Source organism: Rhodococcus triatomae (assembly GCF_014217785.1).
Classification (GTDB): Bacteria; Actinomycetota; Actinomycetes; order Mycobacteriales; family Mycobacteriaceae; genus Rhodococcus_F; species Rhodococcus_F triatomae.
Genome location: NZ_CP048814.1, coordinates 2,702,316 through 2,726,259, shown reverse-complemented (window position 1 = coordinate 2,726,259; position 23,944 = coordinate 2,702,316). Strand labels below are relative to the sequence as shown.

Genomic DNA, 23,944 nt, shown 5'->3' with positions numbered 1-23,944 from the left:
AGGGGGCCTGACCCGTTCCGGAGCAGCTGCGCACCGGTCCCCGTTCCCGGAGCCGGTTCACTCGACGGGACGCACCGCGTCGTATCGCGCGGCGCGGACGGCCAGCACTCCCATCACCACCGCGCACAGGACGGCGACGGAGGCCGCGACGGTGACGAATCGGCCGATGGTGGTGCCGACGGTGAGCAGGAGCGCGATCTCGACGGCCAGCCCGATCCAGGCGACGACGGCGAGGTGGGTGCGCTCGCCCGCGATCGCGGACAGCAGAGCCCCCTGGAGCACCGCCAGCGAGGCCCCCTGGAGCGCGAACACCCACAGCAGCGACTGCACCGGCCGGTACTCGTCGCCGACCACGAGCGGAGCCAAGGGTGCGGCGAGGGCGGCACCGACGACGAGCAGGCTCCCGAGCCCGACGAGGACCCCGAGCGCCGAGCGGATCGCGGCCGCCGACTGCGCGGGATTCGCCATCCGTGGGTAGAGCACGACACCGACCGCCTGCGGCAGCCAGAACGCCGCCTTGGTGGCGACCGCGCCGAGCGCGTACAGGCCGGCGTCGTGCTCGGAGAGCGCCATGCGGGCAAGGACCAGATCGATCGACGACAGCGCGATCAACGCGAGCTGCACCTGAGAGGCCGCGAGCACGTCGCGGACGCCGAAGTGCATCCTCGTTCCGGCTGCGGTGTCCCCGGAGAAGATCCGGGCACCGACCGCGACCGTGAGGGTGCCCACCGCGGAGGCGGCGAGCGCGGCGCCGGGTCCACCCCCGAATCCGAGGACGACCACGGCGGGAACGACCTTCCCGAGACCCGCGGAGGCCAGGACGGCACTGAGGGCGACGAAACGGCCCTGCCCCTGGAGAAGCCCCTGTTCCCCGGCGAGGAGCACCAGCACGGGGGCGGTGGCCAGCGCCGCCGAGGTCGCGAGGATGCCGGTGTCGAGAGCCCAGGACACCACCGGTACGGCGGCCGCGGCGAGGACCGCCACGATCACCACGCACCGGCCGGCCAGGGCACGGCCGGCGTGGGAACTCGCCCCGCGCACGACCTCGCGGGCCACCACGGTCTGCAGCGCCAGCGCGGGAACCGCGAGCACCAGTTGCGCGGCGAGCAGGCTGGCGAACTCGCCGTACCCGGCGGGACCGAGCCAGCGGCTCGCCGGCAGGTGGAGCAGGTATGCGGCGATGTTCGCGGCCATCGACCCCGCCGTCACCAGAGTCATCCCGGCCACGGCGGAGCGGGCGTCGGAGGACGACTCGGCGCGAGGTGACATTCGCTCATGATGCACCACGTAGGGTGCCGAACATGACCGTCCGGGCCCACCGCGCGCACACTTCGGCGCCCTGGGTTCGCCTCGTCCCCTGGATTCACAGCCTGGTGCTCACGGTCCTCGTTCTCGGGCCGCTGTTCGGCCCCGGTTACCTGCTGCTGCGCGACGCAGTGAGCACGCCGCGCTCGTACCTCACCGACACCGCCCTCGGCCTCACCGGCGCGGCGGCACGGGCCGTACCCCAGGACGTGGCGCTCGCGTTCGCGTCGTCGGTCCTCGACGGCGGGATCGTGGTGAAGGTGCTGCTCCTGGGGGCGCTCACCGCTGCCGGTGCCGGTGCGGCGGCCATGGTCCGCACGCTGCTGCCGACAGCCCGTCTCGGTGCGCAGCTGCTGGCCGCGACGGTCACCCTCTGGAACCCCTACGTCGCCGAACGACTGCTGCAGGGGCACTGGAGCCTGCTCGTCGGATACGCGGCGCTGCCGTGGGCCGTGTGCGCCGCCGTCGCGGTGCGACGCCGCCGTCGCGGCGGGTGGTGGGCGCTCGGGGCCACGCTGGCGGTCGCCGGACTCACCCCGACCGGTGTGGTGCTGGTAGCAGTGGCCGTGGCCGTGGTGCTGGCCGCACCCGGCGGTGGGCCCGTCCTCCGCCGCCTGACGGGCCTGCTCGGGCTGTTCCTGGTCGCGTCGGCGCCGTGGCTGACCGCGACGGTCGTCGCGGGGGGCGAGGGCACCTCGGACCCGGGCGGGGTCGCGGCGTTCGCGGCGCGGGCCGAGCCGGGGCTCGCCACGATCGGCAGCCTCGCCGGGCTCGGCGGAATCTGGAACTCACAGGCCGTACCCGGGACACGGACGACCCTGTTCGCCGTCGTCGGGACGGTGGCGCTCCTGGCGATCGTGGCCTGCGGAGTGCCCGCGCTGTGGCGCCGTCGACGCAATCCGGTGACGAGCGCCCTGGCGTTGCTGGCCGTCGCCGCCGTCGCGCTCCCCGCACTCGCCGCCACCCCGTGGGGACTCGAGGCAGGCGGCTGGATCGTCGAAACCGTCCCGGGGGCCGGACTGCTGCGGGACGCCCAGAAGTGGGTCGCGCTCGCGGTCCCCGGGTACGCGTGCGCGGCCGCCGCGGCGGTGCTGCCGCGGCGGCGCGGACCACTGTCGACGCCCGAGGGCAGCATCACCGCCGCGGCCGGGGCGATCCTCCTCGTCGTCGTCAGCCTGCCCGACCTCGCCTGGGGGGTCGGGGGAGCGCTCCGGCCGGTGCCGTACTCGCCGGAGTGGCGGGAGGTCACGCAGGCGGTGTCGGAGGATCCCGGCGACGTCGCGGTGCTGCCCCCCGGGATGTTCCGGATCGTCGGCGGCGCGCCCGCCCTGGATCCCGCGCCGCGGCTGCTGCCCGCGGACGTCCTGCAGAGTGGCGAACTCGTCGTCGGCGGGGAGGCCGTCAGCGGGGAAGGCACTCGCGCTGCCGAGGCCGAGCGGACCCTGCTGGCCGGGGGAGCGCCGGAGGAACTCGCCGCTCTCGGCGTCCGCTGGGTCCTGGTCGAGCACCCGGCGGAGGCGGACCCGGGTGATTTCGGAGCCGCGGCGGACACGCTCGATCGCCTCGCTCCCGTCGTGACGGGCGAGGAACTCTCGCTCTACCGGGTGCCGGGTGCGGTGGTCGATCACGCGCCGGGCAGCGGCGCGCGCGCCGTCTCCCTCGCGGCACACGCCGCCTGGGCCGGACTACTGGTGGTGGGGCTCGCCGGTGCGCTCGCGACCCGACGGCGCCACCAGCCCCGCCGTACGTCGCCCTGACACCGTCCCGGCGAGTACGTCGCGCACACCGGCGCCCGTCTGCGCCCAGGAGAACTCGGCGGCACGGACGCGGGCCTTCTCACCGAGCACGGACCGGGCCTCCGGATCGGTGAGCAGCGACCGCACGGCACCGGTGAGGGCATCGACGTCGGGGGCTTCCGCGCTGCCGACGAGGACGCCGGTGACCCCGTCCACGATCGAGTCGGTGAGGCCCTTGGAACTGCGATAGCCGACGGTGGGCACGCCGTGCTGGGCGGCCTCGACGACGGCCAGGCCCCAGCCCTCCTTCCGAGAGGGCATCACGTGCACCCAGGAGCGGGCGAGCAGTTCGTGCTTGCGACGCTCCTCGACGTGGCCGTGGAAGGTCACGGCGTGACCGATGCCCAGTGCGGCGGCGCGCTCGCGCAGGTTCTCCTCCCACCAGCCGCCACCGACGACGTCCAGGTGGAGTCCGTCGATCCGGGGCGCGAGCGCCGCCACCACCTCGAGGGCATCCTCGATCTGCTTGTGCGGAACCAGCCGGGACAGGACACAGATGCTGGGGTGCGCCGTGCGGGTGCGGGCACTGCCCGCCTCCACCTCGGCAGGCACCTCGTCGACTCCGTTGCGGACGACGGCGATGCGTTCCCGGTCGACGCCGAGCTCCACCAGTTCGTCCGCCGACGGCAACGACACCGTGAGGTACTGGCTGTCACGGTGCGTGCGCGGCGACAGCCGGGATTCGATCCACCAGCCGATCCGGCCCATGAGCCGGCCGGCCACCGGCCACTGCTCGCGATGGCAGTGGTGGACCAGGACCGTGACGGGGGCTCCGGCGACGAGCCGGGAGAAGAACGGGATGCCGTTCTGGGTGTCGACGACGGCGTCGGGGCGGATGCCTGCGAGCGGTCCGATGCCCGCCCTGCCCGCCGCGATCGCGAGCAGTGCCCGCGGGTAGACGGTGAGCCTCCCGCCGCCGCGGCTGATCCGCATGCCGTCGACGGTCTCGCTGCGCGCGGCACCGGGATAGCGCGCGGTGCGCAGGGTGACCGCGATGCCCCGCGCGGCGAGCTGCGCACCCACCTGCTCGAGGTAGCGCTCGCTCCCGCCACCCTGGGGGTGGCCGGTATCGCGCCAGCAGAGCAGCAGAACCTCTCGCACGTGCGTGTACTCCCGAATATGTGTCCGTGTTCGCGGCGCTCGCGAACTCCCGATCCGGCCGGCGCGGCCGACGGGCACCAGACTAGCCACCCACGCCGCCGCGTAGGGCGGGTGTGGCTAGGGTTCTTCCTCGTGAGCCCGTCTTCCGTCACCGCCGCGTTCGCGCGCCGAGCCACCCTGTCGCGCTCGTTCTCCCTGCTCAGCGACTTCAAGTACGAGCAGACGGACCCCGACGTCTTCTACGGAGCCCTGGCCCGCGATTCCGTCGAACTCGTCGGTGACCTGTACCTGGGCGCGACCGGCCGCTCGCTCGACGACGTCGTCGTGCTCGACGTCGGTGGCGGACCCGGCTACTTCGCGGACGCGTTCTCGGGCGCGGGCGCACGGTACGTCCCGGTCGAACCGGATCCGAGCGAGATGCACGCGGCCGGGCTGAGCGTCGGGTCCTCGGTGCGCGGATCGGGCCTCGCCCTGCCGATCCGGGACGGCTCGGTGGACGTGTGTTTCTCGTCGAATGTCGCCGAACACGTCGCCCGCCCGTGGGACATGGCGGAGGAGATGCTGCGGGTCACCCGACCGGGAGGAATCGCGATCCTGTCGTACACGCTGTGGTGGGGGCCGTTCGGCGGACACGAGACCGGGCCGTGGCACTATCTGGGTGGCGAATACGCGGCCCGTCGCTATCGCCGGATCACCGGCCACGAACCGAAGAACCGTTTCGGGGTGTCCCTGTTCGACGTGGGTGCGAAGGACGGGCTGCGCTGGGCGCGGCGCACCCCGAACGGCGAGTTGCTGGCCGCGTTCCCGCGCTACCATCCGCGGTGGGCGTGGTGGATGGTGCGCGTCCCGGCACTGCGCGAGCTGCTGGTGAGCAACCTGGTACTGGTGCTGCGCAAGCCCTGACACCGGATCGGCGAGGCGGGATCCCATGCGGTTGGCACTGGACGTCGGGGGCACGAAGATCGCGGCCGGAATCGTCTCCGACGACGCGACGGTGCCTCACCCTCGTGTCGTCCGGACTCCGCCGCGCGACGTCTGGGGCGCGGCGGAGGATCTGCTCCGTGCGCTCGCGGGCAGCGGTCTCGCAGGCGACCGCCGCGCAGCCGACGGTGCAGATGTCGAGGCGGTGGGAGTCTCCTGCGCCGGACCCGTCGATCTGGTGGCGGGGACGGTGGCACCGATCAACATCCCGGAATGGTCCGGCGGGTTCGCCCTGCGCACGGCGGTGCGCACGTCTTTTCCCGGGGCGAGCGTGCGCATGGTCGCGGACGGCGCCGCGATCGCGCTGGGCGAGCATAGGCACGGCGCGGGCCGGGGAGTCGACGACCTGCTGGCACTGGTGACCTCGACGGGGGTGGGTGGAGGAATCGTCCTCGGCGGGAGGCTGGTGCCCGGGCGCACCGGGAACGCCGGGCACATCGGCCACGTCGTCGCGGTGGGAGGGACGGAGCAGTGCGCCTGCGGTGGCATCGGCTGTCTGGAGACGGTCGCGAGCGGCCCGGCGGCGGTGCGGTGGGCCACCGCCCGCGGCTGGAGCGGTCGGACCGGCGTCGACCTGGCACGCGACGCCGGGGCCGGTGACCCGGTCGCGTCCGCCGCACTCGCCCGCGCCGGCACCGCCCTGGGCGAGGCGGTGGCGTCGGCGGCGGCTCTGCTCGATGTCGAACTCGCCGTCGTCGGGGGTGGATTCTCCGCCGCGGGCGCTCCTCTGTGGAATCCGCTGATCGCCGCGGCACGCCGGCACGCCCGACTGTCCTTCCTGGCAGAACTGCAGGTCGTCCCCGCGCAGCTCGGTTCGGCGGCCAGCCTCGCCGGTGCCGCGACACTCGCGGGCGAGGATCCGCCTGTTCCCTAATTCTGCAACGTGTTCTAGTGTTCGAGATCACAGAACATGTTGGGAGGTGCAGGTGAGTGCAATCCCCGCCGGCGACCAGGAGAACTTCTCCGAGGTCGCCCGGCCCAGCGATTCCCGTCGCGATCCGGACACGCTCCGCACACGGCTCGAACAGTGGCTGGCCACGAAGGTCCCCGGCGGCACACCCGTCGTCACCGAGGTGCACGAGCCCGACGCGAACGGTATGTCCAGCGAGACGATTCTCTTCGACGCCGTCTGGGACGACGAGCACCATCCGCTGGTGGCCCGGGTGGCGCCGACCGAGACCGCGATCCCGGTCTTCCCGTCCTACGATCTGCACCAGCAATTCACCGTCATGAACCGCCTGTTCGAACTCGGCGCCGCACCGGTGCCCCGGGTCTACTGGTCCGAGCCGGACCCGGAGCCACTGGGCGCCCCGTTCTTCGTGATGGAGCGGGCCGCCGGCCGCATCCCGCCCGACGTCATGCCCTACAACTTCGGCTCCTGGGTCACCGAGGGCACCGACGCCGACCGCACGCTCATGGAACGCGAATCCGTCGCGGTCCTCGGCGCGCTCCACGCGATCGCCGAGCCCGCGACCACGTTCCCGTTCCTGCTGTCCCCGGGCTGCGGGACGTCGGCGGGCGAAACCTTCCGCGCCCACGTGCAGGCTCAGCGCGCCTACTACGAATGGACCACCCGCACCGGCCCGCGCTCGCCGCTCGTCGAACGAGGCTTCGACTGGATCGAGCAGCGACTGCCCGACGATCCGTCCCCGGCGGTGTTCTGCTGGGGTGACGCCCGGATCGGCAACATCGTCTACGACGGCTTCCGGCCACGCGCGGTACTCGACTGGGAGATGGCCACGCTCGGCCCCCGCGAGATGGACCTCGGTTGGATGGTGTTCCTGCACCGCTTCTTCGAGGACATCGCCTCCGTCGCCGGGCTGGACGGCCTGCCGGACTTCCTGCGGATCGACGAGGCCGCGGCCACCTACCACGCCCTCACCGGACACGCACCGATCGACCTGCCCTACTACGTCGTGTACGCGGCGCTGCGGCACGCGACCATCATGCTCCGGATCCAGACGCGGGCCATCCATTTCGGTCAGGCCGCACCGCCGGACGATCCCGACGACATGATCCTGCACCGCAGTTCGCTCGAGGCGATGCTCGACGACACCTACTGGGAGAGGTTGCGATGATCCCCGACGACGCCCTGTCGCCGATGGACGACTATCCGATCCATCAGATCGCCGAACCGATTCGGCGGGTCGCGACGTCGGATCGCAACTTCTACGATCGCTACTATTTCAACTGCTATCCGTCGCCCGATCCGGATCTGTTCCTCATCGTGGGGCTCGGCCAGTACCCGAATCTCGGTGTGCAGGACGGGTTCGCGGTGCTCCGGCGCGGCGACGACCACCTCGTCGTCCGAGCGTCCGCCGCGCTCGGCACCGACCGTACCGACACCCGGGTCGGGCCGCTGCGGGTCGAGGTCCTCGAGGGCCTACGCCGGTTGCGGGTCGTTCTCGACGACAACGAGCACGGACTGGCCTTCGACCTGACGTTCACCGGCTCGGTTCCCGCCACCCTCGAACCCCGCCACTTCCGGCGCCAGCTCGAGCGAATCACGTTCGACACCAAGCGTTTCGTGCAGACGGGGTCGTGGGAAGGCACACTCACCGTCGACGGCACGAGCACCGCGGTGAACGGATGGCTCGGCAACCGGGACCGCTCGTGGGGAGTGCGTCCGGTCGGCGAGGCGGAGCCGCCGGGCAGGCGCGCCGTCGACGGCATCGCGAACTTCTTCTGGATCTACTCGGTGATGCAGTTCGACGAGTTCGCCGTATCCGTCATCGTCCAGGAGGACGAGCGCGGACGGCGGATCGTCGAGGAGGCCGTACGCATCTGGCCCGACGCCGCCACGGAACCCGAGTGGCTGGGCCGCCCCGAACACGAACTGCGTTTCGCCCCGGGCACCCGCGACGTGGTCGGTGCGTCCCTGAGTTTCCACCGGCCCACCGGCGAGGTGACGACCGTCGACGCCACCCTGCTGATCCCCAACTACATCGGCATCGGCACCGGATACGGACTCGAACAGGACTGGCGGCACGGGATGTGGCAGGGCGACCTCGTCGTCCAGGGGCTGAGGCGACAGGTCTCCGAGATCGACCCCGCGCTGCGCATGTTCTGTCCCGTCGACAACCTGGCGTCGTTCGAGTTACACGACGACGGCGAGAAGTTCACCGGCACGGGCCTGTTCGAAGTGGCCGCGATCGGGCCCCACGACAAGTACGGCTTCACCGGCTTCACCGACACGGCGCCCTGACCGGCGCGCCGAGAGCACACCGCACCCGACTCACGAGGAATGGACTGATGACCGACAACACGCTGACCGAATACGACCGGCTCTACATCGGCGGACGGTGGGTGGACGCCGCGACCGACGAGGTGCTCGACGTCTTCTCCCCCGCCACCGGCGCCAAGGTGGGCAGCGCACGCGTCGCGTCGGCCGCGGACATCGACACCGCGGTCGCGGCGGCCCGCACCGCGTTCGACGACGGGCCCTGGTCACGGACCACGCCCGCCGAGCGTGGCGAGATCCTCGCCAAGGCCGCGAAACTCATCGAGGAACGCGGCGCGAGCCTGGCCGAGCTTCTCTCCTCGGAAATGGGCCAGCCGCCCGCGATGGTCACGATGATGCAGCAGACGCCCTCGCTCGGCACCCTGAACTTCTATGCCGCCCTGGCGAGCGACTTCGAGTGGGAACAGACCCGGACCGGCATCTTCGGGCAGACGCGGGTCGTCCGCGAGCCCGTCGGCGTCGTCGCCGCCGTCCTGGCCTGGAACGTGCCGATGTTCCTCGCCGTGAACAAGCTCGCGCCTGCCCTGCTCGCCGGCTGCACAGTCCTGCTCAAGCCCGCACCCGAGGCGCCGCTCGGGGTCCATGCCATCGCCGAGATCTTCACGGAGGCCGGCGTTCCCGAAGGGGTGATCTCGGTACTTCCCGGTGGGGCGGAGACCGGCGAGAATCTGGTCTCGCACCCGGACATCGACAAGATCACGTTCACCGGATCGAGTGCCGTGGGGCGGCACATCGGCGAGATCGCCGCGCGCAATCTCAAGCGGTGTTCCCTCGAACTCGGTGGCAAGTCCGCCGCGATCATCCTCGAGGACGCCGACCTGGCGTCCACGATGCCGATGCTGGTGATGTCGGGGCTGATGAACACCGGGCAGGCGTGTGTCGCACAGACCCGGATCCTCGCCCCGCGGTCCCGCTACGACGAGGTGGTCGACGGCCTCGTGGCCGGCGCCCAGCTGATGCAGGTGGGCGACCCGTCCGATCCCGCAACCCAACTCGGCCCGCTGATCTCGGAGAAGCAGCGCGACCGGGTCGAGGAGTACATCGCGAAGGGCAAGGAGGAGGGTGCCCGGCTCGTCCTGGGCGGCGAGCGACCCGACGGCCTCGGTGACGGCTGGTACGTCACGCCGACCGTCTTCGCCGACGTGGACAACTCCATGACGATCGCGCAGGAGGAGATCTTCGGTCCCGTCCTGTCGGTCATCCCCTACGACTCCGAGGACGAGGCGGTCAAGATCGCGAACGACTCGGACTACGGCCTCGCGGGCTCGGTCTTCACCACCGACGTCGAGCACGGCGTGGAGGTGGCCAAGCGAATCCGTACGGGCACGTACGCGATCAACTGGTACGCCTTCGATCCCGGCTCCCCGTTCGGCGGGTACAAGAACTCCGGGATCGGCCGCGAGAACGGACCCGAGGGCCTCGAATCGTTCTGCGAGACCAAGTCGATCCTCATGCCGCTCGGCTACACCGGCTGACCCTCTCCGGCGCCGGCGCCCCACTCCGGCACGATGTCACACGGGTTCGTTCAGATCGAACCGGTGTGACATCGTGCAGGCAGCCGACGAGTCGGTTACCGGCGAGCGTCCGAGACATGAACGCTCGCAACCCTCCTGTGTCCGGCTCGTCGGCACGGCTACTCTGGCCGTCTCTCCGCCCCACCGCGGGGAGACGGCCAGAGCACGACCGAACCGGAGCGCGCATGTCGACCACCACCGACCACCCGAAACCCAGCCCCACGCTCGCCGTGGTGCGGGCCGCGCTGCCCACGCTGGGACCCAGCGAACAGCGGGTGGCGCGCACGATCCTCGCCCGTCCGCGGGAGATCTCCGACTTCTCCACCGCCGATCTGGCGAGCGCCTCCGGCACCTCGCAGGCCACCGTCGTCCGTGCCTGTCAGCGCCTCGGCTTCCGCGGGTACCAGCATCTGCGGCTCGAGCTCGCGCGCATCCCGGCCACCGAGGACCGGCAGACGGGCTCGCCGGTGGACGAGGCGTTCTCGGCCGCGTCGACCGCACTCACGGCCACCAGGAACGCCGTGGACGAGTCCGCCTTCGATGCCACGGTGGAGCGCCTCGTCCACGCCGGACGCGTCCTGATGGTCGGAAACGGGTTCTCGTCGCCGCCCATCCAGGACGCGGCGCTGCGGTTCACGACGATCGGCCGCACCGTGGAGGCTCCGTTGGACATCCTCGCCCAGCAGTTCTCCTCCCGGCTGCTCACCGGGTCCGATCTCTGTCTGGCCGTGAGCTACTCGGGTGCCAACACCCACACGCTGCGGGCGTGCGCGGCCGCGCGCGACCAGGGCGCGACCGTCGTCGCCGTCACCAGCTACAGCCACTCGCCGCTCGCCCGCCTCAGCGACCACCTGCTCTGGGCCGGCGCGGGCCTGCTCGAACACGAGGCCGACTCCTTCGGTTGCCGGATCAGCCAGTCCGCGATCCTCTACGCCCTGTGGCGCGCCACCCTTGCCCACCCCGCTGCACTTCCCGCGGCCCGAACGGCCGACTCCGGTGCCCGCGAGGTCGTCGCCGACGCCCTCAGCGACGAGGGCACCGAGCGTTAACCCAGTCGCCTTCACACATTCGCCTCCGCTCCGCCACCCATTCAGTCCGTCACCGCACGCTGTCGTCGGATGAAACGTCGTTCCCGGTCCAGTGGAACGTTGAGTGGAAGGCGAACCGTGACCACCCTCGAGGTTGCCGGCACCTACAACCTGCGCGACGCCGGAGCCGTCGCAGGCACACCGGGGGTGCTGTATCGCTCTGCCGCCCTGGACGGGCTCGAGCCCGCGGGCGTCCGCCGCCTCGGCGATCTGGGAGTGGGCACCGTTCTCGATCTCCGCGACGCCTCCGAACGTCCACTGCCCGAGACGGATCCGTCGTGGACCGTCGAGTGGGTTCCGCTCTACGACCCGGACACCGGGCCACCGACCCACGGCGACATCACCGACGTCTACCGGGACCTGCTCGACCGTCGTGGCCGACAGATGGCGGCGGCGGTCGCCGCGGTGGCGCGTGCGACGGCACCCGTCCTCGTGCACTGCACCGCGGGAAAGGACCGGACCGGACTGGTGGTCGCTCTCGCGCTGACAGCGGCCGGCGTGCCCGACGACGCCGTCGTCGACGACTACGCGAGGTCCGGGCCCCTGGTGCGCCCGCGCCGCGAAGGGACCGCCCGAGAACTGCTCGCCGCGCAGGACCTCACCGTCGACCAGCACCGTTCCTCGCTCGAGCTGCATCTCGACTCGCCTGCCTCGGCGCTCCACACGGCCCTGGCACACGTGCGCGACCGGTACGGCTCCGTCCGCCACTACCTTCTGCACCACGGTGCGAGCGCGGCCGATCTCGCACGTCTCGACGAGAGGCTCTCCCCCCGTGATGATCTCACTCTCCTCCACGTGAGCGACATCCACGGTTCGAGCGATGCCGGCTCGAGCGAGACCTCCGGACGGATCGACCGGCTCGCGCAGGTGGTCGACCACGTGCTGGGTTCCACGTTCGCCCCGGATGCCCTGATCGTCACCGGCGATCTCGTGCACGAGGGCGACGTCGCCGCCTACCGCCCGGTGGCCGACGCCCTGGAACATGCCGCCCGACGGCTCGCCTGCCCTGTCCTCACCGTGCCGGGAAACCACGACGACCCCGCACTCCTCCGTTCCGTTCTCGCTCCGCCGCGGGTACTGCGCGTGGGCGGATTCCGGCTGGTGGGCATCGACAGCAGCTCCGGCCGCGTCCACGACGACGAACTGGCCTGGCTGCGTGCCGAACTCGCGACTCCGTACGGCCGCGGAACGATTCTCGCGCTGCACCATCCGCCCATCCCGTCGGTGGCCGCCTCGCTCGCCGGGCGCGGGCTCCTGAACGCGGACGCTCTCACGGACGCCGTGCGCGGGTCCGATGTCGTCGCCGTGCTCGCCGGGCACTACCACCATCCGATGAGTGGACACCTCGCGGGAGTGCCCGTATGGGTCGGGGGTTCGCTGGCGTACCTGCAGGACGTACGAACGGGTCCGGACGCCGTCGTGGGTCTCGATGCGCCGTCCTACTCCCTCGTACGCGCCGGATCCACCGGGGTCACCTTCCTGCCGATGTCGCCCACCGACGAGAAGGTGCTGTTCCGAACGTCACCGTCCGCCACCGCCATAGCCACCTGAACCCCCTGCTCCACCCCACACACCCGTTCGAGGAGAAGAGAAACGTGACACCGCTACGTCGACTACTGGCCGGCGCCGCCCTCGGGGCCGTGACGGTCCTCGCCGCCGCCTGCTCCGAGCCCGCCGCATCCGACACCGCCACCTCCGACACCGGCTCGGGATCCGGAGACACGATCACCGTGTACACCTCCGAACCGCAGGCCAAGATCGACGCACTGACCGCGGCGTTCACCGAGGAGACCGGGATCGCCGTCGAGGTCTTCCGCGCCGGTACCGGAGACCTCAACGCGCGCATCGCTTCCGAGCGCGCCACCGGGAGCGTGGCGGCGGACGTGCTGCTGGCTGCCGACGCACCCACCTTCGAGGGATACAAGAAGGACGGGCTGCTGCTGCAGTACACCCCGGCCGAGGCCGGGGCCCTGAACCCCGACGTCGTGGACCCGGACGGCTACTACGTCGGCACCCGCATCATCCCGACGGTGATCGCGTACAACACAAACGACGTCACCGATCCGCCCACCTCGTGGCAGGACCTCACCGACCCGGAGTACTCCGAGCGGATCGTCCTCCCCAACCCCGACGTCTCCGGGGCGGCCGCGTACAACGTCGCCGTGTGGTCGACCACGCCGGGCCTCGGTGAGCCGTGGATCGAGGCACTGGCCGGGAACCGTCCCGTCGTCGCCGAGAGCAACGGTCCGGTCGCCCAGGCCGTCGCCGCGGGCACCCAGCCGGTCGGCATCGTCGTCGACTACCTCGTGCGGGAGCTGTCCGCGAAGGGCTCGCCCATCGCCCTCTCCTACCCGACCGACGGCGTACCGTACGTCTCCCAGCCCGCGGGGATCTTCAGCGATTCCGCGCAGCCCGAGGCCGCGAAGAAGTTCGTCGACTTCCTGATCGGCCGGCGCGGCCAGGAACTCGCCGTGTCGCAGGACTACCTGCCGGTGCGGGCAGACGTGGGAACGCCGGACGGTGCGCCCGCGCTCGAGGACCTCGAACTGCTGACTCCCGATCTCGAGGAGATCACCGCCGTCCAGCCCGAGGCGGTGCGGGCGTTCAATGCCCTCGTCGGTTAACGGCAGGCCCTCGTCGGCCAACGGCAGGCCCTCGTCGGCTGACGGCAGCGGCGCCGCCCGGGTTCGACCCGGGCGGCGCCCTGCCCCGCTCACCGGGAACGGACCGCGCCGGGCTCGGATCGACGGCGTCGACGGCGCCCGGGTGCTCCTGTGGGTGATCGTGGCGGCTCTCGTCGTCGCACCGCTCGGTACGGTCGTCTCGCTCGGTCTCGCCGACAACCACGTCCCGCAATTGGTGGACGACGGCGTCGTCGTGGCCGCGCGGAACAGCGTCGTCTCCGCCGGACTGTCCGCAATCCTCGCGGTCGTGCTCGCCACGGCGATGGCACTCCTCCTCGATCGCACGAACCTGCCCGGCCGCGCGGCACTCCGGCTGATGCTGTTGAGCCCCCTGCTGATTCCTCCGTTCGTGGGCGCGATCGCCTGGACCGGACTCCTCGGTCCCAGTGGGATTCTCAATACCTTCCGGTCCGGCCCGCTCTGGAACATCTACGGTGGCGACGGCGTGGTCTTCCTGCTGACGGTCCATTCGTATCCACTGGCCTATCTCGTCATCGCGGCCGCACTACGCCGCGTCCCCGGCGATCTCGAGCAGGCCGCGCGCATTTCCGGCGCCTCCGCCTGGTACGCGTTGCGGACGGTGACGTTGCCGCTGCTCCGGCCCGCCCTGCTCGCGGCATTCACTCTCACGGCGGTGTCGAATCTCGCCGACTTCGGCATTCCGGCGCTGGTGGGGCTGCCGGAGCGGTACGTCACCCTGTCGACGATGGTCTACCGGTACATCCAGTCCGGCACCGTGGATCGTCCCCTCGAGGTGGTCTCGACCATCGGCATCGCGTTGCTGGTGCTCGCGGTGCTCGCCGTCGGCGTCGACCGCCTCCTCGCCCGGCGCTCGTGGCATCTGGACGGACCGGTCACCGCACCCCAGACGCTGCCGCTGGGTGCGGCCCGCGTGCCCGCGGCCGTGATCGCGTGGACGGCCGGTTCCGCACTGACGGTCCTGCCGATCCTCGCGCTCGCGACCCAGGCGTTGCTTCCCGCACCCGGCGTTCCCCTGCGCTGGGAGAATCTCACTCTGGACAGTCTCGTCGCGGCAACGACGGCGCCGGGAACCCTCGTGGGCGTGAAGAACTCGCTGTTCCTCGCGGTCGGCGCGGCGATCGTGTGCACCGTGCTGGGGTTGGCCGTCGGCGTCCTCACGACCCGGACACGGTCGCGGGACAACACCGCGCTCACGCTGGTCGCCCTGTTGCCACAGGCCGTCCCGGGACTGGTCATCGCCGTCGGCTGGTTGATCGTCGGCCGCTATACGGGGCTCTTCGACACCCGTTGGATCATCCTGTGCGCCTACGTCACGGCATTCCTCGCCATCGTCGTCCAGGCGGTGCGCGCGCCACTGCTCTCCACCCCGGCCGCACTCGAGGAAGCCGCGCGATCGGCGGGCGCGTCGCGGATGCGTGCACTGTTCGACGTGCCCTGGCGCATGACGATTCCCGCCGCACTGACCGGCGGGGTCCTCGTCGCCCTCACCGCCGTGCGCGAACTCACCATGTCGGTCCTGCTCGTGGCCCCGGGCACGCAGACCCTGGGGGTGTCGATCTTCAACCTGCAGCAGGCCGGCGACTACAACGCGGCCGCCGCGCTGTCGCTCCTGGTGGCCCTGGTCGGCATCGCAGGGCTCGGACTGTTCGCGTCCTCGAAGGCGGCGCGATGATCGAATCCTCCATTCCGACAACGACCTCCGCCCGACCATTCCCCTATCCCCGGAGCACATCGCATGGCCGCCATCACGCTCACTGACGTCGATCTCGACTATCCCGACGGCACCGCCGGTCTGCGGCGGATCGACCTGGACATCGACGACGGTGAATTCGTCGCCCTCGTCGGCCCCTCCGGCTCCGGCAAGACGACGCTGCTGCGCACCGTCGCCGGCTTCCTCGCCCCGACCGCGGGCACCATCCGATTGGGAGACGAGGTCGTCGCCGACGGCCGACGGGCGACACCGCCGGAACACCGGCAGTTGGGCATGGTGTTCCAGCAGCACGCGATCTGGCCACACCGCAGCGTAGGCCGCAACGTCTCGTACCCTCTCGAGCGAGCCGGAGTACCGAAACGCACACGGGGACAACGGGTCGACGAGGTTCTCGAACTGGTCGGCCTGGCCGGTTTCCGAGACCGTGACCCGGCCACGTTGTCCGGAGGGCAGCGCCAGCGCGTCGCACTCGCCCGGGCGCTCGCGGCGTCGCCCCGGGCCCTCCTGCTCGACGAGGCGCTGTCCGCACTGGACGAGCCGTTGCGCGACCGGCTGCGGCTCGAACTCCGCTCACTCACTCGCGCGGCTCGCCTGACGGTCGTCCACGTGACCCACGACCGTGCGGAGGCTCTCGCCCTGGCCGACCGGATCGCCGTGCTCGACTCCGGCCGGATCCAGCAGATCGGCACACCGGAAGAGGTCTTGTCCCAGCCGGCCTCGGCGTTCGTGGCAGGCTTCCTCTCCGATGCCAATCTGTGGGACGGCCGAATGGAGCACGGCTCCTTCCGGACGCAGCGTCATCGGTGGGAGGTCCGGGGCGAGCTGATCGAGCGCGCTCGCGCGGGAGCGGGGACGATCGCAGTGCTGCCCGGCGACGTCGAACTGTGCGGCTCCGACGAGGCCGTCTTCGAGGGCATCGTCAGTTCGTCGTTGTTCGGTCGCGACGCCAACGACGTCGTGGTCACCAGCCGAGGTACGGACATCCGGTGTGCGGTGCCGGGCCGGCGACCCGTCGTCGGTGACCGGGTGTCGCTGCGAGTGCGACGCGCACTGTTCTATCCGAGCGACGACGCCGCACGCGGAACGACCACGGCACCGGCAGTACTCGAGGAGGTCCGATGAGCGGCCGTGACGGATCGACCCGAATCGCGCTGGTGCGGCACGGCGAGACCGAGTGGAATCGGCGGCGTCTCCTGCAGGGTGCCACCGACATCCCGCTGAACGACACCGGCCGGTCTCAGGCCCGCCAGACCGGCGCCGTCCTGGCAGCCGAATCCTGGACGGCCCTGGTGAGTTCACCGCTCGTCCGCGCCCGGGAGACCGCCGAGATCATCGGCGCCGCACTCGGACTCGCCCCGTGCCGTACCGACCCGGACCTGATCGAGCGGAGCTACGGTGCAGCCGAAGGGCTGACCCGCGAGCACGCCCACCGGGAATGGCCGCACGGACCGGCTCCGGGCACGGAGGAGATCTCCGCGGCGGTGCTGCGTGGGCGACGCGCCCTGCGCACTCTCGTCGAGGACCTTCCCGGCGCGTCGATCGTGGCAGTCACCCACGGCGCCCTGGTCCGCGGGCTGCTCGAGTCGCTGCTGGGCGAGCCGGTACCCCGCATCCCCAACGGCGCGATCTCCGTGGTGCGCCACACGGCAGGCGACTGGACCGTCGAGAGCGTGGGGACCGGCCCGCCCACCCGGCCTGCCGTCGGCTCACCATGTCGTTGATCCAGACGGCGCACGTCGGATAACCCTCGAGGGACGTGTGGGACGGCCACCGCTCAGATGTACATCGCGGGATCGATGTACGTCGTCGGGTCCACGAGGTCCTGGTGCTGGGCCTGCGTGCGCCTGCGGACGGTCGCGGGGATTCCCACGGCAATGGCATCCGGCGGGACGTCGCGGGTGACGACGGCGTTGGCGCCGACGGCACTGTCGTCACCGACGACCACCGGTCCCAGGATCTTCGCCCCGGCGCCGACGGTGACGCGGTTACCGAGGGTGGGGTGCCGCTTCGTCGCCTCGAGCGAGCGACCGCCGAGGGTGACGCCGTGATAGAGCATCACGTCGTCACCGATCTCCGCGGTCTCGCCGATCACCACCCCCATGCCGTGGTCGATGAAGAACCGGCGCCCGATCCGCGCAGCGGGGTGGATCTCGATCCCGGTGAGGAAGCGGGTGAACTGGGCGAGGATCCGGGCGGGGCCACGGAGTGCCGGGCGCTGCCACATCGCGTACGCGACGCGATGCGACCAGATGGCGTGCAGGCCCGAGTACACGACGGCGTTCTCGACGTCGCCGCGGGCCGCCGGGTCGTGGCTGCGCGCGGCCCGCAAATCCTCGTGCAGGATGCGCAGCAGCCTCGTGTCGCCGATGCGCAGCAGTGCCACGATCAGTCCCGGATGTGCTCGAACAGCGGAGTGGAGATGTAGCGCTCGCCGAAGTCGGGAACCACGACGACGATCAGCTTGCCCGCGTTCTCCGGACGCTTGGCCAGCTCCAGCGCGCCCCACACGTTGGCGCCGGCGGAGATGCCACCCAGGATGCCCTCGTCGGTGCCGAGCGCCCGGGCCACCCGCACCGCATCGTCGAATTCGACGTCGATGATCTCGTCGTAGATCTCGCGATCGAGTACATCCGGCACGAAGTTCGCCCCGATGCCCTGGATCTTGTGCGGGCCGGGCTCGCCGCCGGTGAGGATGGGCGAGTCGGCGGGTTCGACACCGACGATGGTGACCTCGGGCTTGTACTTGCGCAGCGTGCGGCCCACACCCGTGAGCGTGCCACCGGTGCCGATACCCGCGACGAAGATGTCGACGGCGCCCGCGGTGTCGGCCCAGACCTCCTCGCCGGTGGTGGCCTCGTGGATGGCGGGATTGGCCGGGTTCGCGAACTGGCGGGCCAGGATCGCGTTGTCGGTGGTCGCGACGATCTCCTCCGCCTTGCGCACCGCTCCCGCCATGCCCTCCGCACCGGGGGTCAGCACGATCTCGGCACCGTAGGCGCGCAGCATCACCCGACGTTCCGTCGACATCGTCTCCGGCATCGTGAGGATCACCTTGTAGCCACGGGCGGCGGCGACCATCGCCAGCGCGATGCCGGTGTTGCCGGAGGTGCCCTCGACGATGGTGCCGCCCGGCTTCAGCTCGCCCGCCTTCTCGGCGGCGTCGATGATCGCGACGCCGATGCGATCCTTGACGCTGTTGGCCGGGTTGTAGAACTCGAGCTTGGCAACGACCTGGGCTCCGAGGCCTTCCGTGAGACGGTTCAACCGCACCAGCGGCGTCCGTCCGACCAGCTCGCTGACGTTCTCGTGGATTCCACTCATCGGTCGATCCTCCTCCTGGCCGGGTTCCGACCGGTATGTGACGTTTTCACCATTGGACCGCCCGTCCCCGACGCGCCGGCACTCGGGGCCTCTCGACTTCGGGCGTACTACCTGCAGAAACAGCGAATGTCACATTCTCCCGCAAATTCGGGAGAATGTGACATTCGTCGTGAGCGAAAAGGTTGACGATCAGCCGAGACGCTGCTTGAGTGCCTCGAACTCGTCCCGGACGCCGGACGGCACCTTCTCACCGAGGAATTCGAACCACTCCTCGATCAGCGGCACCTCTTCCTTCCATTCGTCGACCGAGACGGCGAGCGCCTCGTCCACGTCACCGGCTTCGACGTCCAGGCCGTCCAGGTCCAGATCCGCAGCGGTCGGCACGTACCCGATCGGAGTGGGCTGGGCACCGGCCTTGTGCTCGATCCGGTCCACGATCCACTTGAGGACGCGGGAGTTCTCGCCGAAACCGGGCCACAGGAAGCGGCCGTCGTCACCGCGGCGGAACCAGTTCACGTAGAAGATCTTCGGCAGCTTCTCCGCATCGGCGTTCTTGCCGATGTTGATCCAGTGGTTGATGTAGTCGCCGGCGTTGTAGCCGATGAACGGCAGCATCGCCATCGGGTCGCGGCGGACGGTGCCGACCTTGCCCTCGGCGGCCGCGGTCTGCTCGGACGAGAGCGTGGCACCGAGGAAGGTTCCGTGCTGCCAGTCGAGGGACTCGCTGACCAGTGGAACCGTGGTCTTGCGGCGCCCACCGAACAGGATCGCCGAGATCGGCACACCCTGCGGGTCGTCCCACTCCGGGGCGAGGATCGGGCACTGCGACATCGGGGTGCAGTACCGCGAGTTCGGGTGCGCGGCCTTGGTGTCGGACTCCGGCGTCCAGTCGTTTCCGAGCCAGTCGATCAGGTGCTCGGGGGTGCCCTCGAGGCCCTCCCACCACACGTCACCGTCGTCGGTGCGCGCCACGTTCGTGTAGAGCGTGTTGCCCGCGTCCACGGTCTTCATGGCGTTGGGGTTCGAGCCGTGGTTGGTGCCGGGAGCGACACCGAAGAAGCCGAATTCGGGGTTGACGGCGTAGAGGCGGCCGTCCTTGCCGAAACGCATCCATGCGATGTCGTCGCCGAGGGTCTCGGCACGCCAGCCCGGGATGGTCGGCTGGATCATCGCGAGGTTCGTCTTGCCGCAGGCGGAGGGGAACGCTGCCGCGATGTAGTAGTTCTTGTTCTCCGGCGAGATCAGCTTGAGGATGAGCATGTGCTCGGCCAGCCAGCCCTCGTCGTGGGCCATCGCCGAGGCGATGCGCAGCGAGTAGCACTTCTTGCCGAGCAGGGCGTTGCCGCCGTAGCCGGATCCGTAGGACCAGATCTCCCGGTCCTCCGGGAAGTGGGTGATGTACTTCGTGTCGTTGCACGGCCACGGCACGTCCTGCTGGCCCGGCTCGAGCGGAGCGCCCACCGAGTGCAGTGCCTTGACGAACGGTTTGTCCGTGCCGAGCTTGTCGAGGGCGGCCGCACCCATGCGGGTCATGATCTTCATCGACACCACGACGTACTCGGAGTCGGTGATCTCGACGCCCAGTTTCGGATCCTCCGCGCCGAGCGGGCCCATGCAGAACGGCACCACGTACATGGTGCGTCCGCGCATGCTGCCCCGGTAGAGCTCGGTCATGATCGACCGCATCTCCGCCGGGTCCATCCAGTTGTTGGTGGGGCCGGCGTCGATCTCCTCCTTCGAGCAGATGTACGTGCGCGACTCGACACGTGCCACGTCCGACGGGTCCGAGTTGCCGAGGAACGAATTCGGCTTCTTCTCGTCGTTCAGGCGGGTGAAGGTACCTGCCTCGACCAGCTGCGACGTCAGACGATCCCATTCCTCTTCGGATCCGTCTGCCCAGACGACACGATCGGGCTGGGTGAGCTCGGCAACCTCGCGCACCCAGGCGAGCAGCTCACTGTGCTGCGTGGGGGGAGTGCCATCGGTTCCGTTCAGACCGGGAATGGTCGCTGAGGTCATCAAACTCTCCTGGGGTGGGCCGGGATCGGATGCGTGCACCATCCGATTTCCCCTCTCGGCGGGGCCACGCCAGGCCGTCCACAGGCGCATGGACGACGCGGGCGCCGGGTGTCCTATTCATAGAGGTTAACTCGACAAGTACCCCCATCGACAACCGGGTGCGGTCGGATCTGTCACAGGATCGATCCAGTACCACCCGGTGACGCGACACCCCGCAGCGCAGGAGAGGTGGCTCACCTCACAGGCCGGAGAGACTGCCCTCGTCCGTCCGGGTCCAGGACTCGGACCCGTCGTCGGCGCGCCGGAACTCCCAGGATTCGAATCCACCGTCCGAGTCGAACATCGTGAGGTGGTCGGCATCGCCGTCGCCATCCGTGTCCGAGGCGACGACGGTGGAATCCCCGACCGAGAAGGTCTGGGTGTCGAGGACCCCGTCTCCGTCGATGTCGTGGGTCAGGTGTGTGAGAGCGACCGGGCCGGAATCGTGGCCGAAGGTCTCCGGATCGAGCTCGGGCAGCAGTGGACTGTCCATGGTTGCCATCGGGTCTCCCCCTTCACGCACGGTCGGTGAGACGACGGTAGCGCGCTCACCCCGGTCCGCGGGAGCCCCCGGCGTCGTTTTCTCGCTCAGTATGACGCACGACATGCCGACCGTCCTCGCTCGCGAGCTCCTGCGCGGCCTCTGCCAACACTTCCAGGTCCTTCTCGCAGGCGGCGAGCTTGCCGGCCCGCTGACCGTTGAGCCTGCGCAGCTCGAGATCTATCGCGGCCAGCCGTTCGTCGACCTCGGCGGCGTGGGCGCGAGCATCGGCGATGATCTGTTCACCGAGCCGCGATTCCGCCTCGAGCAGCCGGGCGAGAACGATCTGTTCCCATCGGCCCCGCACGTGCGCGACGGTCTCGTTCGCCCACTGGCGCATGTGGGCGCGATCGGCGATGTGCGCACGCGCACGCATCAACCACCAGGCGGCACCGGCGCCGAGCACCAAGGTCACGGGTATCGACGCGATGTCCAGGGCGGGGACCGTGGTCAGCGGCGACACGGCGAGCCGCCCGAGCCCCAGTCCCGCGGAGGCGCCGAGGAGGATCGCCATCTGGTCCTCGAGACCACGGCGGCGGCGCTCGGGGCCCTCGAAGTCGTCGGAGTCACCCCCGGGACCGGCGGAGACGGACGGGACGGGGGCGGCGGCCGGCACCCCCGGTCCGGCAGCCGACACGGTGGTACCGACCGACCGCGCCAGATCCTCGACCCGGCGCGCGACCAGATCCTCGACGATCGCGGTGTGCTCGGCCGACTGCTCGGCCAGCCGGGACGGGAAGTCGGCGAGCGCGCGGCGGTCGGCCCGGTCGATGTCGGTACGGGCCGTGGTCGTCGCCGTCCGGGCCAGGCCGGCGACCTCGTGCAACAGTTCCACCTTGGCCAGTTGGACCCGGCCGCGCAGCGCGGCGACCCGCTCGGCACGGCCACCGTCACGACGCGCGGCGACCCGGACCCGTTCCGCGCGCAGCGCGGCCTCCGCGGTGCCGGCTCGGACGGCGCGGGCAGTGCCGGCGATCATCTCCTCGGTGTTCGCCACCAATGCACGCGAACTCTCGACACGACGCTGCGGTGTCCGGCGCGCCCGAGCCGCGTCGAGAATCGCAGTGAGCAGCTCCTCGACGCCCGACGGGCCCCGCGCGGACACCGGGTGGATGGGTGTCCGGCCGAAGCGGGAGTCGTGCCGGGCCAGCAACTCGGCGTTCCGCTCCGCCACCGACGGCCAGTCCCGGTGCACGTCCGTCTTGTTGAGTGCGAACACCACGTCGACGGGCAGCGGCACCGTCGAATCCACCGGCCTCGGCGCGGCGGCGTCGAGAACGGCGAGCTCTTCGCGGCCCAGCGCCGCGGAAGCATCGAGCAGCATGAGCACGACCGAGGCCTCGGCGGGGTCGGCGACGATGTCGACGCCCGCCGGTACGCGGCGGCGCAGTTCGTCTTCGATCGTGCTCTTTCCGGATCGAGGCGGTCCCGCCACGTGGACACCGTCGGCACCGAGCCGGCGCAGCCCCTCGGGGTTCCATCGGGCGATGACCGACCGGGCGGCCGACGGGACGGCCGAGGACGGATCGTCTCGGACGGAACCTGCGGGGCCGGTCGTCACGTGCCGTGCCCGACGGTCGGGGTCCGTGCCGACCTCGCCCAGATCCTGATGCACTCACGATGGATGTCGCGGATCCGGCTGCGGCGCCGCGGCGAGCCCTCCTCGGCGAGGCGCGCCTTCCACCACGCCGCGCAGCGCAGCGCATCCTCGGCGGTCGCGGGATACTCCGGTTCCCGTGCGGCGAGGTCCGGCAGCCCGGCGCGCGCCACCCGAGCGGCGAGGCCGACCGCACGATCGCCGACGAGGAACGTCTCCAGAACGTCGCGGGCCGAACTCCTGGCCGCCTGGATCCGCACCTCGTCCAGCAGAGCCGCCCCGCGGGACGCGAGCACCTGCTCGATCAGGTCGGTCAGCGCGGGCCGCAACACCGTGCCGTTGGCGTGCGCACCCGCCGCGACGAGCGGCAGCGTCCGGACGCCGAGATCGTCACCGCAGGCTCGTGCGCGCGACTCCGGGTCCTCGAGGGTGTCGGCCTTGTTGAGTACTGCCACCACCTGGTCGAGCCGCGCCAGCACGGCCCGGTCGGCATCCCGCGGTGGGTCGACGAGCACATAGACGACGACGTCCGCGTCGACCTCGGGATCCTCGGCCCCGGGGGCGTCGACGGCCCCGGTCTCGGACACGAGGACGGTCCGCGCCGACGGGTTCGCCGCGCCGAACCGCCCCGCAGCCGACTCCGCGCCCAGCGCGCGCACCAGTTCGGCGACCGACGTCCGCCCGACCCCTGCCCGGCCGACCACCTGGATCCGGACCGGTGCGAGATATACCTGCACCGCGTCGCGAACCGCCTCCGCGGCATCCGGGTCCACGGCTCCGGCCGCGCGATCGAGTGCATACAGCTCGTCGATCAGATCGCGGGCGTGCACCTCGTGGGCGTGTACCTCGTGGCCGTCCATCGCCGGTCCCCCTTCTCTCCTTCTGCGCTTCCCGGGCCCACCCGGCCCGCCCCGCCGTCCGCCGATTCTGTCAGACCCACCACATACCGGCCGCTCAACCGGGCAGGCACGAGGGCGAACAGGCACAAAGTCTCGACCAGAACTCGAGACCCGTGTGCCGCAAC

Annotated in this window: 20 protein-coding genes; 12 read left to right on the top strand and 8 right to left on the bottom strand. The window is 70.8% G+C overall.

The annotated features are described in order from the left end of the window. Positions 1–57: 57 nt before the first annotated feature. Positions 58–1,269, bottom strand: coding sequence for a polysaccharide biosynthesis protein (locus G4H71_RS12820; RefSeq protein WP_072737095.1), 1,212 nt, complete (start codon positions 1,267–1,269; stop codon positions 58–60). Positions 1,270–1,301: 32 nt separating this feature from the next. On the opposite strand from G4H71_RS12820, the gene G4H71_RS12815 reads away from it, so the two are divergent. Next, a complete protein-coding gene (locus G4H71_RS12815; RefSeq protein ID WP_072737096.1) occupies positions 1,302–3,062 on the top strand; it encodes an MmpA family trehalose lipid delivery protein in 1,761 nt (586 codons plus the stop codon). On the opposite strand, the gene G4H71_RS12810 is transcribed toward G4H71_RS12815, so the two are convergent. Further along, entirely contained in the window at positions 2,991–4,202 is a 1,212-nt protein-coding gene (locus tag G4H71_RS12810; RefSeq protein ID WP_072737097.1) for a glycosyltransferase family 4 protein, read from the bottom strand. The genes G4H71_RS12815 and G4H71_RS12810 overlap by 72 nt on opposite strands. A gap of 132 nt (positions 4,203–4,334) precedes the next feature. On the opposite strand from G4H71_RS12810, the gene G4H71_RS12805 reads away from it, so the two are divergent. From G4H71_RS12805 to G4H71_RS12755, 11 genes are all read left to right on the top strand, one after another. Then, the gene (locus G4H71_RS12805) at positions 4,335–5,105 is read left to right on the top strand and encodes a class I SAM-dependent methyltransferase (RefSeq protein ID WP_072737098.1); all 771 of its coding nucleotides are present in this window, start codon (positions 4,335–4,337) and stop codon (positions 5,103–5,105) included. A 25-nt stretch (positions 5,106–5,130) separates the two neighbouring features. Beyond that, the gene (locus tag G4H71_RS12800) at positions 5,131–6,057 is read left to right on the top strand and encodes an ROK family protein (protein ID WP_072737099.1); all 927 of its coding nucleotides are present in this window, start codon (positions 5,131–5,133) and stop codon (positions 6,055–6,057) included. A gap of 52 nt (positions 6,058–6,109) precedes the next feature. Next, on the top strand, positions 6,110–7,261 hold the full coding sequence (locus G4H71_RS12795; protein WP_083343013.1) for a phosphotransferase family protein: 1,152 nt from the start codon (positions 6,110–6,112) through the stop codon (positions 7,259–7,261). After that, a complete protein-coding gene (locus tag G4H71_RS12790; protein WP_072737101.1) occupies positions 7,258–8,388 on the top strand; it encodes an Rv3169 family protein in 1,131 nt (376 codons plus the stop codon). The genes G4H71_RS12795 and G4H71_RS12790 overlap by 4 nt, the downstream gene beginning before the upstream one ends. A 62-nt stretch (positions 8,389–8,450) precedes the next feature. Then, on the top strand, positions 8,451–9,899 hold the full coding sequence (locus G4H71_RS12785) for an aldehyde dehydrogenase (protein WP_072737263.1): 1,449 nt from the start codon (positions 8,451–8,453) through the stop codon (positions 9,897–9,899). Between the two features lie 224 nt (positions 9,900–10,123). Next, positions 10,124–10,987, top strand: a complete 864-nt coding sequence (locus G4H71_RS12780) for a MurR/RpiR family transcriptional regulator (RefSeq protein ID WP_072737102.1) — start codon at positions 10,124–10,126, stop codon at positions 10,985–10,987. A gap of 117 nt (positions 10,988–11,104) precedes the next feature. Then, positions 11,105–12,577, top strand: coding sequence for a tyrosine-protein phosphatase (locus tag G4H71_RS22795; protein ID WP_281392598.1), 1,473 nt, complete (start codon positions 11,105–11,107; stop codon positions 12,575–12,577). 44 nt (positions 12,578–12,621) lie between these two features. Beyond that, positions 12,622–13,650, top strand: coding sequence for an ABC transporter substrate-binding protein (locus G4H71_RS12770; protein WP_072737103.1), 1,029 nt, complete (start codon positions 12,622–12,624; stop codon positions 13,648–13,650). After that, complete coding sequence (locus G4H71_RS12765; protein ID WP_139183201.1) at positions 13,634–15,364, top strand: ABC transporter permease; 1,731 nt, start codon at positions 13,634–13,636, stop codon at positions 15,362–15,364. Before G4H71_RS12770 ends, G4H71_RS12765 begins: the two co-directional genes overlap by 17 nt. A gap of 63 nt (positions 15,365–15,427) precedes the next feature. Further along, on the top strand, positions 15,428–16,525 hold the full coding sequence (locus G4H71_RS12760) for an ABC transporter ATP-binding protein (protein WP_072737104.1): 1,098 nt from the start codon (positions 15,428–15,430) through the stop codon (positions 16,523–16,525). Then, entirely contained in the window at positions 16,522–17,124 is a 603-nt protein-coding gene (locus G4H71_RS12755; protein ID WP_072737105.1) for a histidine phosphatase family protein, read from the top strand. The genes G4H71_RS12760 and G4H71_RS12755 overlap by 4 nt, the downstream gene beginning before the upstream one ends. 53 nt (positions 17,125–17,177) lie before the next feature. Here G4H71_RS12755 and epsC read toward each other — a convergent pair whose 3' ends face one another. The 6 genes from epsC to G4H71_RS12725 form a co-directional block, all read right to left on the bottom strand. Next, positions 17,178–17,777, bottom strand: a complete 600-nt coding sequence (gene epsC, locus G4H71_RS12750) for a serine O-acetyltransferase EpsC (protein WP_246442956.1) — start codon at positions 17,775–17,777, stop codon at positions 17,178–17,180. 11 nt (positions 17,778–17,788) lie between these two features. Then, positions 17,789–18,724, bottom strand: a complete 936-nt coding sequence (cysK, locus tag G4H71_RS12745) for a cysteine synthase A (protein WP_072737106.1) — start codon at positions 18,722–18,724, stop codon at positions 17,789–17,791. Positions 18,725–18,913: 189 nt separating this feature from the next. Continuing rightward, on the bottom strand, positions 18,914–20,743 hold the full coding sequence (locus G4H71_RS12740; protein WP_072737267.1) for a phosphoenolpyruvate carboxykinase (GTP): 1,830 nt from the start codon (positions 20,741–20,743) through the stop codon (positions 18,914–18,916). Between the two features lie 238 nt (positions 20,744–20,981). After that, positions 20,982–21,284, bottom strand: a complete 303-nt coding sequence (locus tag G4H71_RS12735) for a DUF6802 family protein (protein WP_072737107.1) — start codon at positions 21,282–21,284, stop codon at positions 20,982–20,984. A gap of 46 nt (positions 21,285–21,330) precedes the next feature. Continuing rightward, entirely contained in the window at positions 21,331–22,938 is a 1,608-nt protein-coding gene (locus tag G4H71_RS12730; RefSeq protein WP_139183200.1) for a GTPase Era family protein, read from the bottom strand. After that, positions 22,881–23,780: a P-loop NTPase family protein gene (locus G4H71_RS12725; protein WP_083342987.1), complete on the bottom strand. Its 900-nt coding sequence runs from the start codon at positions 23,778–23,780 to the stop codon at positions 22,881–22,883. The genes G4H71_RS12730 and G4H71_RS12725 overlap by 58 nt, the downstream gene beginning before the upstream one ends. Positions 23,781–23,944: the final 164 nt, after the last annotated feature.

Bases quoted from the DNA above. Each gene is read 5' to 3' on its own strand.
- G4H71_RS12800 (WP_072737099.1), top strand. From the start codon at position 5,131: ATGCGGTTGGCACTGGACGTCGGGGGCACGAAGATCGCGGCCGGAATC.
- G4H71_RS12755 (WP_072737105.1), top strand. From the start codon at position 16,522: ATGAGCGGCCGTGACGGATCGACCCGAATCGCGCTGGTGCGGCACGGC.
- G4H71_RS12740 (WP_072737267.1), bottom strand. From the start codon at position 20,743: ATGACCTCAGCGACCATTCCCGGTCTGAACGGAACCGATGGCACTCCC.
- G4H71_RS12820 (WP_072737095.1), bottom strand. From the start codon at position 1,269: ATGTCACCTCGCGCCGAGTCGTCCTCCGACGCCCGCTCCGCCGTGGCC.
- G4H71_RS12725 (WP_083342987.1), bottom strand. From the start codon at position 23,780: ATGGACGGCCACGAGGTACACGCCCACGAGGTGCACGCCCGCGATCTG.
- G4H71_RS12815 (WP_072737096.1), top strand. From the start codon at position 1,302: ATGACCGTCCGGGCCCACCGCGCGCACACTTCGGCGCCCTGGGTTCGC.
- G4H71_RS12765 (WP_139183201.1), top strand. From the start codon at position 13,634: ATGCCCTCGTCGGTTAACGGCAGGCCCTCGTCGGCCAACGGCAGGCCC.
- G4H71_RS12780 (WP_072737102.1), top strand. From the start codon at position 10,124: ATGTCGACCACCACCGACCACCCGAAACCCAGCCCCACGCTCGCCGTG.
- G4H71_RS12735 (WP_072737107.1), bottom strand. From the start codon at position 21,284: ATGGCAACCATGGACAGTCCACTGCTGCCCGAGCTCGATCCGGAGACC.
- G4H71_RS12760 (WP_072737104.1), top strand. From the start codon at position 15,428: ATGGCCGCCATCACGCTCACTGACGTCGATCTCGACTATCCCGACGGC.
- cysK (WP_072737106.1), bottom strand. From the start codon at position 18,724: ATGAGTGGAATCCACGAGAACGTCAGCGAGCTGGTCGGACGGACGCCG.
- G4H71_RS12790 (WP_072737101.1), top strand. From the start codon at position 7,258: ATGATCCCCGACGACGCCCTGTCGCCGATGGACGACTATCCGATCCAT.